Origin of the sequence: uncultured Desulfovibrio sp. (genome assembly GCF_944327235.1) — a bacterium.
Taxonomy (GTDB): domain Bacteria; phylum Desulfobacterota; class Desulfovibrionia; order Desulfovibrionales; family Desulfovibrionaceae; genus Desulfovibrio.
Genome location: NZ_CALVHE010000018.1, coordinates 24744 through 39124 on the forward strand (window position 1 = coordinate 24744; position 14381 = coordinate 39124).

At 63.4% G+C, this 14381-nt stretch carries 13 protein-coding genes and 4 tRNA genes; 7 read left to right on the forward strand and 10 right to left on the reverse strand.

Translation table 11 applies throughout. From position 1 onward, the window contains the following. Positions 1–4 precede the first annotated feature (4 nt). From secE to Q0K00_RS04510, 7 genes are all read right to left on the reverse strand, one after another. Entirely contained in the window at positions 5–244 is a 240-nt protein-coding gene (secE, locus tag Q0K00_RS04480) for a preprotein translocase subunit SecE (protein WP_297227639.1), read from the reverse strand. 24 nt (positions 245–268) lie between these two features. Then, positions 269–345, reverse strand: a tRNA-Trp gene (locus Q0K00_RS04485). A 41-nt stretch (positions 346–386) separates the two neighbouring features. Continuing rightward, the gene (rpmG, locus tag Q0K00_RS04490) at positions 387–536 is read right to left on the reverse strand and encodes a 50S ribosomal protein L33 (protein WP_296304486.1); all 150 of its coding nucleotides are present in this window, start codon (positions 534–536) and stop codon (positions 387–389) included. A gap of 4 nt (positions 537–540) precedes the next feature. Beyond that, a complete protein-coding gene (tuf, locus tag Q0K00_RS04495) occupies positions 541–1734 on the reverse strand; it encodes an elongation factor Tu (protein ID WP_297227641.1) in 1194 nt (397 codons plus the stop codon). 138 nt (positions 1735–1872) lie between these two features. Further along, a tRNA-Gly gene (locus Q0K00_RS04500) sits at positions 1873–1948 on the reverse strand. 135 nt (positions 1949–2083) lie between these two features. Then, a tRNA-Tyr gene (locus tag Q0K00_RS04505) sits at positions 2084–2169 on the reverse strand. Positions 2170–2337: 168 nt separating this feature from the next. Continuing rightward, on the reverse strand, positions 2338–2541 hold the full coding sequence (locus Q0K00_RS04510) for a dual CXXC motif small (seleno)protein (protein WP_297227642.1): 204 nt from the start codon (positions 2539–2541) through the stop codon (positions 2338–2340). Positions 2542–2671: 130 nt separating this feature from the next. Between Q0K00_RS04510 and Q0K00_RS04515 the strand changes: the two genes are divergently transcribed. The 7 genes from Q0K00_RS04515 (at position 2672) to Q0K00_RS04545 (ending at position 12367) form a co-directional block, all read left to right on the forward strand. Further along, positions 2672–3886, forward strand: coding sequence for an FAD-dependent oxidoreductase (locus Q0K00_RS04515; RefSeq protein ID WP_297227643.1), 1215 nt, complete (start codon positions 2672–2674; stop codon positions 3884–3886). Between the two features lie 376 nt (positions 3887–4262). Continuing rightward, positions 4263–6158: a hydrogenase iron-sulfur subunit gene (locus Q0K00_RS04520; RefSeq protein ID WP_297227645.1), complete on the forward strand. Its 1896-nt coding sequence runs from the start codon at positions 4263–4265 to the stop codon at positions 6156–6158. 47 nt (positions 6159–6205) lie between these two features. Beyond that, entirely contained in the window at positions 6206–7468 is a 1263-nt protein-coding gene (locus Q0K00_RS04525) for a 4Fe-4S dicluster domain-containing protein (protein WP_297227646.1), read from the forward strand. Between the two features lies 1 nt (position 7469). Continuing rightward, entirely contained in the window at positions 7470–8141 is a 672-nt protein-coding gene (locus Q0K00_RS04530; protein WP_297227647.1) for a hypothetical protein, read from the forward strand. Between the two features lie 483 nt (positions 8142–8624). Beyond that, positions 8625–10073 carry a mannose-1-phosphate guanylyltransferase/mannose-6-phosphate isomerase gene (locus tag Q0K00_RS04535; RefSeq protein ID WP_297227649.1) on the forward strand — a complete coding sequence of 483 codons (1449 nt, stop codon included), beginning with the start codon at positions 8625–8627 and terminating at the stop codon, positions 10071–10073. Further along, complete coding sequence (locus Q0K00_RS04540) at positions 10070–11449, forward strand: phosphomannomutase (RefSeq protein ID WP_297227651.1); 1380 nt, start codon at positions 10070–10072, stop codon at positions 11447–11449. The genes Q0K00_RS04535 and Q0K00_RS04540 overlap by 4 nt, the downstream gene beginning before the upstream one ends. A 213-nt stretch (positions 11450–11662) precedes the next feature. Further along, positions 11663–12367 carry a DUF554 family protein gene (locus Q0K00_RS04545; protein ID WP_297227652.1) on the forward strand — a complete coding sequence of 235 codons (705 nt, stop codon included), beginning with the start codon at positions 11663–11665 and terminating at the stop codon, positions 12365–12367. A 126-nt stretch (positions 12368–12493) separates the two neighbouring features. Here Q0K00_RS04545 and Q0K00_RS04550 read toward each other — a convergent pair whose 3' ends face one another. The 3 genes from Q0K00_RS04550 to Q0K00_RS04560 all read right to left on the reverse strand — a co-directional run bounded on the left by Q0K00_RS04550 (position 12494) and on the right by Q0K00_RS04560 (position 14377). Next, positions 12494–13477 (reverse strand): stomatin-like protein, encoded by a 984-nt coding sequence (locus Q0K00_RS04550; protein WP_297227654.1) that lies wholly within the window; start codon positions 13475–13477, stop codon positions 12494–12496. 100 nt (positions 13478–13577) lie between these two features. Beyond that, the gene (locus tag Q0K00_RS04555; RefSeq protein WP_297227656.1) at positions 13578–14069 is read right to left on the reverse strand and encodes an NfeD family protein; all 492 of its coding nucleotides are present in this window, start codon (positions 14067–14069) and stop codon (positions 13578–13580) included. 221 nt (positions 14070–14290) lie between these two features. Beyond that, positions 14291–14377, reverse strand: a tRNA-Leu gene (locus Q0K00_RS04560). Between the last annotated feature and the right edge of the window lie 4 nt (positions 14378–14381).

Sequence of the window (14381 nt, forward strand, 5' to 3'; positions counted from 1 at the left end):
AGCCTCAGGAGAGGATATACTTGATAAGAGAGGAAAGCCCCAGATCCACCAGCCCGAGCACGACCGCCATGACCGCCACGAAAAACAGAACCGCAAGGGTTGCCTTGCGGGTATCCTTGACGGTCGGCCAAGTGACCTTGCGCAGTTCAGCGCGGGAGTCTTCCACATATTTCGTGAAACGGGCTACCGGATTGCTGGCGCTTTCGGCCTTGGTCTCGGAAGGTTGTGCCGCTTTCTTTGCCATGATGCCTACCCAAAGATATAGAAATGGCAGGGCAGGAGGGATTCGAACCCCCAACTTGCGGTTTTGGAGACCGCCGCTCTAGCCGTTAGAGCTACTGCCCTGCGTACCGTCCGGGGGGAATATCCCCCCGGCGGAAGAATTGTTACCTGGTTTCCCGGTGCACCGTATGTTTCTTGTCCCAAGGACAATACTTCTTCACTTCCAGGCGGCCCGTGGTATTACGCTTGTTCTTCACGGTGCTGTAGTTACGGCGTTTGCACTCGGTGCAGGCCAGAATGATGTTCACTCTCATGGCACTACTCGATGATTTCCGTCACCACGCCGGAACCCACGGTGCGGCCACCTTCACGGATGGCAAAGCGCAGACCGGCTTCCATGGCGATGGGGGCAATCAGTTCGACGATGAACTGGCTGTTATCGCCGGGCATGACCATTTCCACACCTTCAGGCAGATTGATCACGCCAGTGATGTCGGTGGTACGGAAGTAGAACTGAGGACGGTAGCCGGAGAAGAAGGGCGTATGACGGCCACCTTCGTCCTTGGACAGCACGTACACTTCAGCCTTGAACTTCTTGTGGGGCGTGATGGACTTGGGAGCGGCAAGGACCTGGCCGCGTTCCACTTCGTCACGCTTGGTGCCGCGCAGCAGAGCACCGATGTTGTCGCCAGCCTGACCCTGATCGAGCAGCTTGCGGAACATTTCCACGCCGGTGCAGGTGGTCTTGGCGGTGTCCTTGATACCCACGATTTCCACTTCGTCGCCGACCTTGATGATGCCGCGTTCCACACGACCGGTCACCACGGTACCGCGGCCGGAGATGGAAAACACGTCTTCGATGGGCATGAGGAAGGGCTTGTCGATATCGCGCTGCGGTTCGGGAATGAAGTCGTCGCAGGCCTGCAGCAGGTCGATGATGCACTTGGCTTCAGGCGCATTGGGATCGTCGCATTCCAGAGCCTTCAGAGCGGAACCACGGATCACCGGCACGTCGTCGCCGGGGAAGTCGTAGGAAGAGAGCAGTTCGCGCACTTCCAGTTCCACCAGTTCAAGCAGTTCTTCGTCATCGACGAGGTCGCACTTGTTGAGGAAGACCACCAGCTGCGGCACGCCCACCTGACGGGCAAGCAGGATGTGTTCACGGGTCTGGGGCATGGGACCGTCAGTGGCGGCCACCACGAGGATACCGCCGTCCATCTGGGCAGCGCCGGTGATCATGTTCTTGATGTAGTCGGCGTGACCGGGGCAGTCCACGTGCGCATAGTGGCGCTTGTCGGTTTCGTATTCGACGTGGGCGGTGGCGATGGTGATGCCGCGTTCCTTTTCTTCAGGAGCCTTGTCGATTTCGTCGTAAGAGACGAACTTGCCTTCGCCCTTCAGACCGGCGATCTTGGTGATGGCGGCGGTCAGGGTGGTCTTGCCGTGGTCGATGTGACCAATGGTGCCGATGTTCACATGGGGCTTTGTGCGTTCGTATTTTTCCTTGCCCATTGTGCGTCTCCCTGGAGAAATTTTTTTGCGTTTAAGTATTTGATACCAGAGCATCCCGCTTTCACGGGACACCCGCATAATCCCTGTTTGCCAGGGAACGTGCTTGACGGGAAAAACAACTGTTGGGAAACGCAGGAATGGAGCGGGAAACGGGATTCGAACCCGCAACCCTCAGCTTGGAAGGCTGATGCTCTAGCCGTTGAGCTATTCCCGCATACCGGCGATGCTCGTTTGACGGTTGGCCTTCCGAGTCTTCTCGGTTTGAATCCCCAACCGCTGCACCGTAGTTCCCGACAGTCACCTGTCTCCTACAGTCAAGGCAGTTTTCCAATACAGCCACAAAGCAATGTGGTGGAGGGGGGTGGATTTGAACCACCGAAGTCTTACGACGACAGATTTACAGTCTGTTCCCTTTGGCCACTCGGGAACCCCTCCACAGCCATCTTGCATCTGAAGATGTGCAGTGGGCTGCGGCAGCGCTTTTGGCGACACACTCGCAGCAACGATGCTTTTAGGCGAAACCGACCCGCTTGGCAAGTCTTTTTTTCAAAAAATTTCCTCTTTTTCTCTTTTTTATCTCCATCCACCTGTTTTCATTAAATATTAAATTCTATCCAGATAAAGTCCCTCCAGAAACTGTTCCAGCGCGGCGTCCGCTTTGGCAATGAACGGCTTGAGGTCGTAGTGACGGCGGCAGCTGGGACACACCATATGGGCTTCCCTGCAGGACCGTTCCACCAGCAGCGGCTGCCCGCAGTCTGGGCAGGGAAGCGTCGTCTGCGCTTGTCGTGCGGCAAAATATCCCATGTGATTTCCTTATTTTCTTTTTTTCTGAAATTCCCTTTTTTCATCTTCCGTTGTCAAGATTCCCGCACGGCGCCTGCTCCCTTTTCTTGCCAAACGCCCTCCCCTCGGCTAACTTTCAAATCCGTCGCTTATGAATGACATCGTCTCCCCTTCCCTTTTTCCTTCCGGTGTGCTTGCTGTCCTCGGCGGCGGCATGGCTGGTCTGACGGCTGCCGTTGAGGCCGCTGAATGCGGGATCTCCACGCACCTCGTTGAGATCTCCCCGCGTCTTGGTGGGCGAGTCCTGTCGCTTTCCAGCTATTTTCCCAAGCGCTGCCCTCCGACCTGCGGTCTTGAACTCCTTGAAAACAGGCTGCGTAAGCTGGACGGCATAACCGTCCACCTTTCCACGCGCCTTGCTGGTCATGCCTTCGTGGACGGTCGGCACGAGCTTGTGCTCGAGCCATTGGCGCAAGTTGACGGGCTGCCGACGCCGTCCCGGCTTTCCACGGTCCGCTGTGATGCCGTCATCATCGCTACCGGCTGGCGTCCGTATCCTCTTGCCTATCTGGTTGAGCGCGGCGCCTGTCACCCCTTGTGTCTGTCCGGCCTTCAGCTCGAGCGACAGCTCACCCTGGACGGGCCCACGCGCGGGATCCCTGTTCGCCCGGATACCGGCACCCCACCGAGACGCATGGCTTTCGTGCAGTGCGCCGGTTCTCGCGACGTCAACCATCTTTCCCATTGTTCCGCCGTCTGCTGCTCCGTCACGCTCAAGCAGTGCCGTATATTGCTTGAACGTCTGCCAGATCTCCGTATCGACGTTTACTACATGGATCTGCGGATCCCGGGACGGCTTTTTCTTCTGCGAGAGGCTCTAGTCGAGTATGAACGCGCGGGACGCCTGCGCTTTTTTCCGGCCCGTCCTTTTCGGGCCGTTCCCGACGCACAGGGGATATGCTTGCCTGCCGAGAATGTTCAGACCGGCGAACGACTGGCATATACTTATGATCTGGCCGTCTGGGCCACGGGGATGCGTCCCACGCTTTCCCGGCACGACATGCCCGCCGCCGCAGGCTGGCCCAATCTGCCGGATGACTGGCAGGGACCGCCATTGCCGCAATCCGATGCACTGCCTCTGCCTCTCCTTCTGGACCGGCAGGGTTTCGTCATGGAGGACGGACAGACGGGGATCTTTGCGGCGGGCTGCGCCGTCCAGCCCATGAACGTCGCCGGCAGCGTGCGCTCAGGAGCGGCAGCCGCCATGCGTGCCCTTGGCTACCTCCGCCAGCGGTTGGAAGCTCTCCGAAAGAACGGCGACCACAGGCCGGAGGATACCGCGCGTCAAGGAGGGGATCATGCCTGAGCGTCCAGGGATACTATTGCTCTCCTGCCCTGATGCGGGAGACCTTGCCGCCAGTCTTGCAGATCGCTGGGGAGACCGCGTGACCGTCTTTCCGCTTGCCGACGTGCCGCAAGCTGCGGAAATGGCTGATCTTTGCCGCCGCCGGCATCTGGATGCCCTTCTGCTGGTCGGAGATACGCGACAACCGCCCCTGCCCGCGGGATATACGTCACCTGTGTGGGGAACGCCTGACGGGATGCGCCTCCCGTTGCAATGCTGCGCACTCCCTCCGCTGCCGTCTGCCGGAGCGCTCGAACGTCATCATACTGCCCACAAACGGCGTTGTGCTCTGTATGCGACGCCTGTTCCAGACGACCGCTCAGCCGCCGGACCGACAATGCCGACGCTGGAACAAACGCTCACTGCCGCCCGTCTAGCCCGTCATGACTGCTTGAGCATGGCCGTGGCGCGCCTGCTTGCCCAACAGCCGTCCACGGCGCAGGTGACGCCGGTCAACAGTTTTCGGCTGCTCGTCCTGGGCGGGGGCTGGACTGGCCTGACGGCGGCACTGGCTGCCGCGCGCTGCGGTCTTTCCGTCCTGTTGGTGGAAAAGAGCGAAACGCTGGGAGGCGCGGCGCGCTTCCTGCCATCGGAACTCCCCTGCGCAGCCCCCTGGGACGAAGCGGTCCCCCTGCGGCTTGAGGAGCTTCTGCAGACCGTGCAGGAGCACCCTTCCATCCGGATCATCCTCGGAGCCGAACTTGCCTCTCTGGACGGGCAGCCCGGCGATTTTTGGGCAACGCTGACCGACGGCAGCCGCCACGCCTGCGGCAGCGTCCTGCTGGCGACCGGCTGGCGACCGTCCACGACCCTGGACATGCTGGGACTGGGCGGACTGGCCCCGGTAGTGACGGCATGGGACTTTGCCCGGCGATTGCGGGAAGATCGCATCCCCGCCGCGCACATCCTTTTCCTGACCGATACGCGGGAGCTGGAACGCCAGGCCCTCGACCGGGCCACGGAGACGGAACGGCCGGTCCTGGAACGCCGCCTGCGCCAGCTCCACGCCGCGCATGGCGTCAACAGTCTCGGTATGCTCAGTCTGGCGCGCGCCGTGGCGGAATGCTTTCCCGAACGGCGCCCCGCAAGCACCCTGCTTTTCCGGCAGATGACGCTTTCCGGCATTCGGGAGCGCTATTATCGCAAGGCCCAGGCGCACCCTGCCCTGCGGCTTGCGCGCGGCGAAGCTCTTGCCGTCGCGGTGGATGCCGGGGGCGTTCGTCTGCGCTTGCGACAAGCCGGTCTGGGAGGGAGCGACGGCACGACGGAACTGACGGCGGACATGCTTGTGCTGCCGGAAAGTATGCCCCCTGCCGGCGACGGTTGTCCGTTGCCGGTCACGGAAGGGAACCGGGCGGCGATCCTGCCTGAATGCCGCCGTTTTGACGGATATGCGGCATCCAATTTCATCTGTTTCCCCTATGAGACCCGGCGTACCGGCATAGCTGCCGCAGGCTGCGCCCGAGAGCCGCAGACCCTGGACAGTTGCGCGGAGGACGCTCAGGGCGCTGTGCTGGCCCTCCTGCGCGACATGCGGGCAGTGGCGCACGGCACGTCGCCGCATCCCCGCAGCGGTGACGGCGCGTGTCCGCAGTTCGAGCTTTCCCGCTGTACGCGCTGTAACCGCTGTGTGGAAGAGTGTCCCTTCGGCGCGCTGGAAGTGGATGCCGAGGGCCTGCCACGTCATTTCCCGGGCCGCTGCCGCCGCTGCGGCACCTGTTTTGGCGCGTGTCCCGAGCGAGTCATCTCGCTGGCGGAACAAAACATGCGTATGGGACAGGATGTGATGGATGCCGCCTCTCTGCCCCCTGCTGCGGCCTGTCCCCGGCCGCTGGCGCTGGTGCTGGCCTGCGAAAACGATGCGTTGCCGGCCCTGCGGGAAGCGCAGGCCCGCTGGGGCGCGCATCCGGCCGTACGCGTCATGGGTGTCCGCTGTCTGGGGTCGGTCAACATGCAGTGGCTGGTGGACGCGCTCACCGGAAAATATGACGGAGTCCTGCTGCTGGGCTGCGCCGATGGGGAAGACGCCCAGTGTCATTTCGGCACCGGTTCGGCGCTCTGCCGTCAGCGTCTGCATAATCTGGCGGAGACCCTTCATGAACGAGGGCTTGATGCCCGTCGGGTACGGCTGGAGCCCACCGGACGGGACGCCGCTCCTGTCCTGACGGACCGCCTCGACCAGTTTTTGGAACGTCTGGCCGCGCTGGGTCCCAATCCCTTCGCCCGGGCCTGACGCCGGATCTCCCGCTCTGACACTGCCGTAACATACAAGGAAACCCCATGCCCGTCGCTGAAGCCCCCGCCCCTGCCCGCCGTACGCCTGACGGCTCCCGCCTGCTGCACGATGCCGGCGGCAAGGCGCTCGCCTGCCTGCAATGCGGCATGTGCGGCGTCGTCTGCCCGCACGCCGCCGCCGTCTCGCCGTGGCCGCGCAAGGAGATGCTCTGGCTGGGCTGGGGCGAGTACGACCGTCTGCGCCATGATCCGGACATCTGGCTTTGCCGCGACTGCGGCCACTGCGCCCGGCTGTGTCCTCGCGGCGCCGATCCCGCCGCGGTCATGGCCGCATTGCGGGCCGACGCCTGCCGCCGTCTCTCCGGCGCGCCGCTGCCGGTATGGCTGGAAAGATGGGGCCTGCCGCTGCTGGGCCTGCTGGGCTGGCTGCTTGTCTGGCTCATACGCGCCGTCCAGACGGGGAACTGGTTCCCCACCGTCCGCACTCCGCAAGGCACGGACAGCATCCTTTTTGCCGCTCTCTACCCCGTGGGGCTCATCGACGCCGTTTTTCTGTCCACCACGCTGATCGTCCTGCTGATCCTGGTCCGTGGCGCGTACCGACAATGGCGGGACTACACTCCGTCGGGGAAACTGCGGCGTCTCGGTCCACGCACGTCGCCTCTGTCCGATCTCTGGGCCGTTCTGCGTGATGGCCTTTCCGGACGGGACTTCACCCGCTGCCACCTGGCCGATACGCCCCTTCCGCCCGAAGGTGGGGGAGCGTGCGCCGACCGGCAAACGCCGTCGCCCGATGCGAGCCGCCACCAGCGTCAGGGCCATATCCTGCTGACGGCTTCTCTGCTCGTCCTGGCCGGGGCAAGCGCCTATGTGGCCATAGGACACTGGGCCGGACTGCTTGGGCTGAGCTGGGCCTTTGCAAGTCCTCTTCCACAGCTCGATCCGGTAAAGCTGGCCGCCAATCTGGCCGCCTTCACCCTGCTGCTGGGCCTGTGGCATCTGTGGCGCCGCCGTCATGCGGAGCAGCGCCATCGCCGCTTCCTGCCGCAAGGCAGGCACATCCTGCTCCTGTTCCTCGGCATCGTCCTCAGCGGGCTGGCCGCACAGTGGCTGCGGCTGGCCGGTCTGACGGCGGCCTATGCGGCGTATACCGTACATCTGGCACTGGTCTGGGCGCTTTTTGCCGGCCTGCCGTGGTCGCCGCTGGCCCATCTGGTCTATCGCACGCTTGCGCTCTATCATGTGCGCCGCTTTGGACGCTGCCGTCCCGACGCGGCCGCGGATCTTTTTGCCCCAAAGGATGCCTGATATGGCTTGCTCCCCGCCCGAACGGATCATTGTGCCCCTGAAAGACGTGCTGGCGCTCTGTACCGCCGCTCCCGCGTCCCTGCCACCTTCCCAGCGGGACCTGCTCCGCTTCCTCCTGCAGCGCCAGGACCTGAGCGATGCCACACTGGATTGCCTGCGCCCGGCCGCTGTCGCCTGGCTGGTCTGCCTGTGCCCGGAGCTGGCCCTGCTGGACTGGGGCACGACAGGGCACGCCTCCGACGGAGCGCAGGCGCTCCACGCCGCCGCCCGCCGTCTGCTGGCGGCTGATGCTGTTTCGCTGATCCCTCTTCAAGGCGCTTTGCTCCAGCTCGCCCATACGCACGCCGACCTCTGGGAAAATCGCCTCCGCAACGAGCAGACCTTGGCCGGACAGGCTGCCCGGCTTGCCGCCCGTCTGGAAGAGGTGGAACCGGCGGCCGCGGAACTGCTCCGGGAACAGCGCAAACTCGAAGCGGCTCAGGCGGAAGTGCGGCAGGTCCGCAGTCAGCTCCGCGCCGCCGAAGATGAACTTGCCCAGTTGCGCCGTCAGGTGGAGCATCTGCAGCAGGCCGCCCGGACGGCTCCTCCCGCCCCGGCTACGGCATCCGCTCCCGCTGAGGAGGATTTCGGCTTCGGCAGCAGGTCCGCCGATAGTGAGGGATTCGGCTTTTAGGGTCTGCAAACATAAAAATTTAAATCATTTCAAATAGATAATAAAAACAAACCGGTCACGCCTCATGTGTCCTTGGGCGGGGTCGCCCCGCGCCCCTGATCCTTCTCCCGATAAAAGCGCGTTGGGGAAGGGATGAACGAATAATGTTACCAGGCCTGGAGGCGGGACGCATCATCCCGCCTGCCGCAAGGCTGCCTTTTCCCGATCACATCGCTATCGGGAAGGACCGACGTTGCGGCATGGCGCTCCCGCTGTGCCCAATGGCCCGCCGACGCTTTGCCGCAAGGAGGCTCCGCTTGGGACGGGCACAACGTCCCAGACCTGGGGATCGAACATTGCCGCGGTTTGTCCTCCCTCTCCTTCTGTGAGGAGGACGCCGCTGCCGTTTCTCTGTCCAGCGCCCGCCTCCTCTTTGTTTTTTTGCCGTCCTGCGGTATGGTGAGAGTGCGCGGCACACTTTTTCTTCCCTTGAAAGGCAATCCTATGGCATCTCTTTTTCCCGTCATCCTCTGCGGAGGGACCGGTTCGCGGCTCTGGCCGCTTTCCCGCTCCGGCCAACCCAAACAATTCATCGAGTTCGGCAAGAACAGCCTGCTCACCGATACCCTCGCCCGCTGTGCGCGGCTCGAATTTACGCGTCTGATCGCCGTCAGCAACGAGGAACACCGTTTTTACGTCAAGGATGCCGTCAGACAGCTCCCGGCGGCGGACATCATCCTTGAGCCCACCCAGCGCAATACCGCACCGGCCATCGCTCTGGCGGCCTTCCGGGCCCAGGAATCCGGGGAAGGACAGGCGCTGCTGCTGGTGCTGCCGGCAGACCATCGCATGGCCCCCGAAGACGTTTTCGTTGAGGCCGTGCACAAGGCTCTGCCCGCCGCGTCCGAGGGACGCCTCGTCACCTTCGGCATCACCCCCACGGCTCCCGCCACGGGCTTCGGCTATATCATCGCCGGTGCCGCATTGTCCGACGGGCTGTACGCGGTCAGTCGCTTCCAGGAAAAACCCGATGCGGCAACGGCGCGCTGTCTGCTGGGATCGGGAACGGCCCTCTGGAACAGCGGCATGTTCCTCTTTAGGGCGGACTGTTATCTGGAACAGCTCCAGCGCTTTCGCCCGGACATTTTCGACGCCGTCAGCACAGCCTGGCAGGGACGCCGGACGGACGGACGCTTCCTGCGACCGGCGGCCGCTCCCTTCCGTGCCTGCCCGACGGACTCCATCGATTACGCCATCATGGAACGGACGGATCGGGCGGCGGTCATGCCGCTCCAGCTGCACTGGAACGACCTCGGCTCCTGGGAGGCATTCTACGAGATCAGCCCGCATGACGAAAACGGCAATGCCCGACAGGGCGATGTCATGGTTGAGGACTGCCGCAACTGCTATCTGCACAGCACTGGGCGTCTGCTGGCTGCCGTGGGAGTGGAGGATCTGACCGTGGTGGAGACCCGTGACGCCGTGCTGGTGGCCCGCCGCGATCGCGTGCAGGACGTCAAACGCATCGTGCAGCGTCTGGAACAGGAACGCCGCCCGGAACATGCCCAGCATCCGCGAGTCTGCCGCCCGTGGGGCAGCTATGAGCGTCTGGCGGAGGGGGAACGCTTTCAGGTCAAGCGCATCGTGGTGGAACCGGGGGAGGAACTTTCCCTGCAGAAGCATTACCACCGCGCCGAACACTGGGTGGTGGTGGGCGGCGTGGCCGAAGTGACGCTGGGCGAGCAGGTGCGTCTGGTAACGGAAAACGAATCCATCTTTATCCCGCAGGGCAGCCTGCACCGCCTCAGGAATCCCGGGAAATTGCCGTTGCTGCTCATTGAGATCCAGACCGGCAGCTATCTGGGAGAGGACGATATCGTGCGCATCAGTGATGCCTACGGCCGGACGGCCACGCCGTCCGAACCCTCTGCGGACCACAAGGAGACGCAATGAGCGAACTTGACTGTTTCAAGGCCTATGACGTACGCGGCGCTGTACCGGAAGCGCTTTCCCCGCAGCTCGTCCGGGCCACCGGACGAGCCTTCGCGGCCGTGACCGGCGCACGCCATGCCGTCATCGGGCGGGATGCCCGCCTGTCAGGCCCCCTTCTGCGTGATGCCCTTTGCCTTGGCCTGCGCGAATCAGGCTGCGCCGTGACGGACATCGGCATGTGCGGTACGGAAGAGATCTATCACGCCGCCTTTGCCCAGTCCTTCGACGGCGGCATCATGATCACGGGGTCGCATAACCCGGCCCATGAAAACGGGCTCAAGATGGTCAGGGCCGGAGCCGTCCCCATCAGCGGAGATTCCGGTCTGCACGCCATCCGGGACCGCGCGGCGGAAGAACTGCGCACGCTGACCGACGACGCCCCGCCGGCGGGAGAGCTTGCGCCCCTGCACACCGCCAGCTACCGGACAGCCTATGTGGAGCATCTGCTGCGCATGGTGGGGACGGACGGTCTGCGTCCGCTCAAGATACATTGCGATGCGGGCAATGGCTGCGCCGGGCTCGTCCTGCGGGAGCTGGCCCCGCACCTGCCCTATGTCTTCACGTTCAGCAATGTGGAGCCGGACGGGCATTTTCCGCATGGGGTCCCCAATCCGCTGCTGCCCGAAAAACGCGAGGCCACGGCGCGGGCCGTGAAGGAACACGACGCGGACATGGGGCTGGCCTGGGACGGCGACTTTGACCGCTGCTTTTTTTACGACCATGAAGGGACCTTCATAGAAGGCTATTATCTTGTGGGCCTGCTGGCGGAAGCCGTGCTGGAGAACCATCCCGGCGGCAAGATCGTGCATGACCCGCGCCTGCTCTGGAACACGCAGGAAGTGGTCACCGCCGCCGGCGGCAAGCCTGTCCTCTCCAAGGCCGGACACGCCTTCATGAAAGAAACCATGCGTGCCGTGGACGCCGTGTACGGCGGCGAGATGAGCGCCCACCACTTTTTCCGGGAATTTGCCTACTGCGATTCCGGTATGCTGCCCTGGCTCATGGTGGCCCGTATCATCTGCCGCAGCGGCAAGTCCCTCAAGGAACTGGTGGCCGCACGCATGGCCGCCTTCCCCTGCAGCGGCGAGATCAACCGCAGCGTTCGGGACGCCGCGGCCGTCATGGACGCCGTCTATCGGGATTATGCGCCGCAGGCTCTGGAAGAGAGCCGTCTTGACGGCCTTTCCCTGAGTTTCAAGGACTGGCGCTTCAACCTGCGCCCCTCCAATACCGAGCCTCTCCTCCGTCTCAATGTGGAAGCCCGCGGGGATGCCGCCCTCATGATGCGGATGACCAAGGCCCTGCTGCACCATATCGACGTGGCCAACCACGCCTGATGCCGTTACGGGCGTCGGCGCGCTTTCCCGGGAAAGCACCGGCGCCCGTTGCTCCACCTCCTCCCGCCCCCTCCTGTGCCTGCCTGCGGCCGCCCCGGCCGCGACCTCTGCGGGCATCATGCCTTGCGTTTCTCTTGACATTTCGCACGGCGCATGTTTCGAGGCATACTCGGATAACCCTTCCTTTTGTCATACGAAACCACAGGAGGCTCCATGCTCGGACCCATCATCGACAGCGGCTGCCTGCTCGCAGGAGGGCTGGCGGGAGCGTACAGCTCCCACCTCGTGCCGAAACGCATCAAGGAAAGTCTGCCGCCCATCTTCGGCGTGGTCACGCTGTGCATGGGCATGACGCTGGTCAACAAGGTGGCGGCCATGCCCGTCGTCGTGGCGTCTCTGCTGCTCGGCACGCTGCTCGGCGAGCTGTTCTTTGCCGAAAGGATCCTGTCCGCCGCCATCAAAAAGATCCTGCTGGCGACGCGCCGCCGGGACATACCGGTGGACGAGGCCACGGTCCTCAGCCTCGTGACCCTTGTTTCCGCCTTCTGTTTCGGGAGCATGGGCATTTTCGGCGCTGTCACCGAGGCTATCACGGGCAAGCCGGACATCCTGCTGGCAAAGGCCGTACTGGACCTTTTCAGCGGCCTGCTGTTCGGGGCCGTTTTCGGCGGGATCGTGGGCTGCATCGCCCTGCCGCAGTTCGCCGTCCTGACGCTCTGCTATCTGTGCGGCAACTTCTGCTCACCGTTCATGACGGCCCCCCTGCTCGGAGACTTTACCGCCTGCGGCGGGGTCATCTTTGCGGCCACGGGCCTGCGGATGTGCGGCATACGGATGTTCCCGGTCATCAACATGCTGCCGGCCCTCCTGCTCGCTCCCCTCTTTTCCCTGCTCTGGCAGCATATCTTCGGAGCCTGACGCGGGGAGACGCCTTTTCATCCCCTTGGTCAGCCCACGAACGTGCCGACGAAAAAACGGCCTGCCGCTTTTTCAGCGGACAGGCCGTATGGTTTGGAGCGCGAAGCGTTTCAACCTGAAAATGCCCTAGACGCGAGGCGCTCCCGTTCCGGGCGCGGGAGCCTTCGACAACCCTTCGCCGGGCCGCAGGAGCTGCGTCAGCGTGGCGACCATGCCCGCCACATCGCCCACATTGGCCGGGATGATGGTCGTCGTACCGGCCTTGGCCAGTTCACCGAACTTTTCCACATAGGCCTCGGCAAGACGCAGCTGGGCCGCCGCCACGCCGCCACCGGCCTCGAGGCGCTGCGCCACGGCATCCAGACCGTCGGCTGTGGCCTGCGCCACGGTGCGTATCTGCGCGGCTTCCCCTTCGGCCTTGTTGATCATGGCCTGCTTGAGACCTTCCGATTCAGCAATGGCGGCCGCCTTGGCGCCTTCTGCCAGATTGATCCGGGACTGCATGTCCCCTTCGGACTGGGCGATGGCCGCGCGCTTTTCGCGCTCGGCGCGCATCTGCTTTTCCATGGCTTCCATCACCGAGGCCGGGGGCGTGATGTCGCGGATCTCATAGCGCAGCACCTTCACGCCCCACGCGGCGGTCGCGTCATCCAGCGCCTCGACCACTTCCTGATTGATGCGGGAACGCTCCTCAAAGGTCTTGTCCATCTCCAGCTTGCCGATGGCCGAGCGCAGGGTCGTCTGCGCCAGCTGGATAGCGCCCCACTCATAATCCGAGATGCCGTAGGCGGATTTTTCAGGCGAGAGCACCTGAAGGAACAGCACGCCGTCGATGCTCACGCTCACATTATCGCGGGTGATGCAGGTCTGTTCGGGCACGTCCAGCACTTGCTCCTTGAGGGAACGCCGGTAGGCGATACGATCGAAAAACGGCACCAGCACATGGAAGCCGGCGTGCAGGACGCCGCGAAACTTCCCGAGCCGCTCGACGATGAAGGCGGACTGAGTGGGCACGATGACGACGCAGCGCCACAGAAAAACAAGGATGAACAACGCGATGGCGGCGGAAACCAGCCAAGTGGGGTTGAATCCCGGATCCAAGATCTCCATACATCTCCTCCCTGAGTGTTGATCGTTGTGGCTCGTCGGACGGCTCCGGGGCCTCGCGCGCAGCGCGGCGGCCCGGACGGACCATCGTCAGCCGCCCGCATCAGGCCTGTTGTTCTTTTGAGGGCGTTTGCGGAGCCGCGGTCTCGCCGCCGGTGGGCGCTACCCGCAACACGAGCCCGTTCTGCGGCAGAGCGCCGAGGACCAGGATCGGCGTTCCGGCCGTCAGGACCTCACCCGTGTTCTCGGTCACAGCCCGCCAGAACGAGCCGCCGACCTCCACCACCCCCGGCTGTTCGGCTGTCACCGTCTCGCGCACATGCCCCCGCTGCCCTTCCAGAGGATGCGCCACCTCGCTGCCGGGCGCCAGCTGCTTGCCGCTGAAAAGACGACGCCAGCGTCGCCGCAGGAGCATGAGACTCAGGAGCGACACCACGGCAAAGCAGACGACCTGCCAGACAAGCTGACCATTCACCAGCGCCAGCAGGGCACTTGACAACGCGCCCACGCCGAAGAAAAGGAAGAGGCCTGCAGGAAAAAATGCCTCGATGACTCCGAGCAGGAGGGCGGCTATCAGCCAGTATTCTGCGCTCATTCCCTTTTTCTCCTGTTTTTGCAGACGTACGAACGCGGCACCTCCTCTGGATGACGGATGCACCGACACCTCGAAAAATGCCGCCTGCGCGTTTGCCTTCCCTAACCATACACTCTTGCTTATCAAAAAATCCGCGTATTGTCATTCGGGTACGCTTCGCAGACCTCTGTACTACAACAAAAAAGGCCGGGATCTGAACGATCCCGGCCTGTGCTTTCCGCTGGTGCCGAAGGGGAGACTCGAACTCCCACTCCCTTGCGAGAACTAGACCCTGAACCTAGCGTGTCTACCAATTCCACCACTTCGGCGCGA

Bases quoted from the DNA above. Each gene is read 5' to 3' on its own strand.
- secE (WP_297227639.1), bottom strand. From the start codon at position 244: ATGGCAAAGAAAGCGGCACAACCTTCCGAGACCAAGGCCGAAAGCGCC.
- rpmG (WP_296304486.1), bottom strand. From the start codon at position 536: ATGAGAGTGAACATCATTCTGGCCTGCACCGAGTGCAAACGCCGTAAC.
- tuf (WP_297227641.1), bottom strand. From the start codon at position 1,734: ATGGGCAAGGAAAAATACGAACGCACAAAGCCCCATGTGAACATCGGC.
- Q0K00_RS04510 (WP_297227642.1), bottom strand. From the start codon at position 2,541: ATGGGATATTTTGCCGCACGACAAGCGCAGACGACGCTTCCCTGCCCA.
- Q0K00_RS04515 (WP_297227643.1), top strand. From the start codon at position 2,672: ATGAATGACATCGTCTCCCCTTCCCTTTTTCCTTCCGGTGTGCTTGCT.
- Q0K00_RS04520 (WP_297227645.1), top strand. From the start codon at position 4,263: ATGCCGACGCTGGAACAAACGCTCACTGCCGCCCGTCTAGCCCGTCAT.
- Q0K00_RS04525 (WP_297227646.1), top strand. From the start codon at position 6,206: ATGCCCGTCGCTGAAGCCCCCGCCCCTGCCCGCCGTACGCCTGACGGC.
- Q0K00_RS04530 (WP_297227647.1), top strand. From the start codon at position 7,470: ATGGCTTGCTCCCCGCCCGAACGGATCATTGTGCCCCTGAAAGACGTG.
- Q0K00_RS04535 (WP_297227649.1), top strand. From the start codon at position 8,625: ATGGCATCTCTTTTTCCCGTCATCCTCTGCGGAGGGACCGGTTCGCGG.
- Q0K00_RS04540 (WP_297227651.1), top strand. From the start codon at position 10,070: ATGAGCGAACTTGACTGTTTCAAGGCCTATGACGTACGCGGCGCTGTA.
- Q0K00_RS04545 (WP_297227652.1), top strand. From the start codon at position 11,663: ATGCTCGGACCCATCATCGACAGCGGCTGCCTGCTCGCAGGAGGGCTG.
- Q0K00_RS04550 (WP_297227654.1), bottom strand. From the start codon at position 13,477: ATGGAGATCTTGGATCCGGGATTCAACCCCACTTGGCTGGTTTCCGCC.
- Q0K00_RS04555 (WP_297227656.1), bottom strand. From the start codon at position 14,069: ATGAGCGCAGAATACTGGCTGATAGCCGCCCTCCTGCTCGGAGTCATC.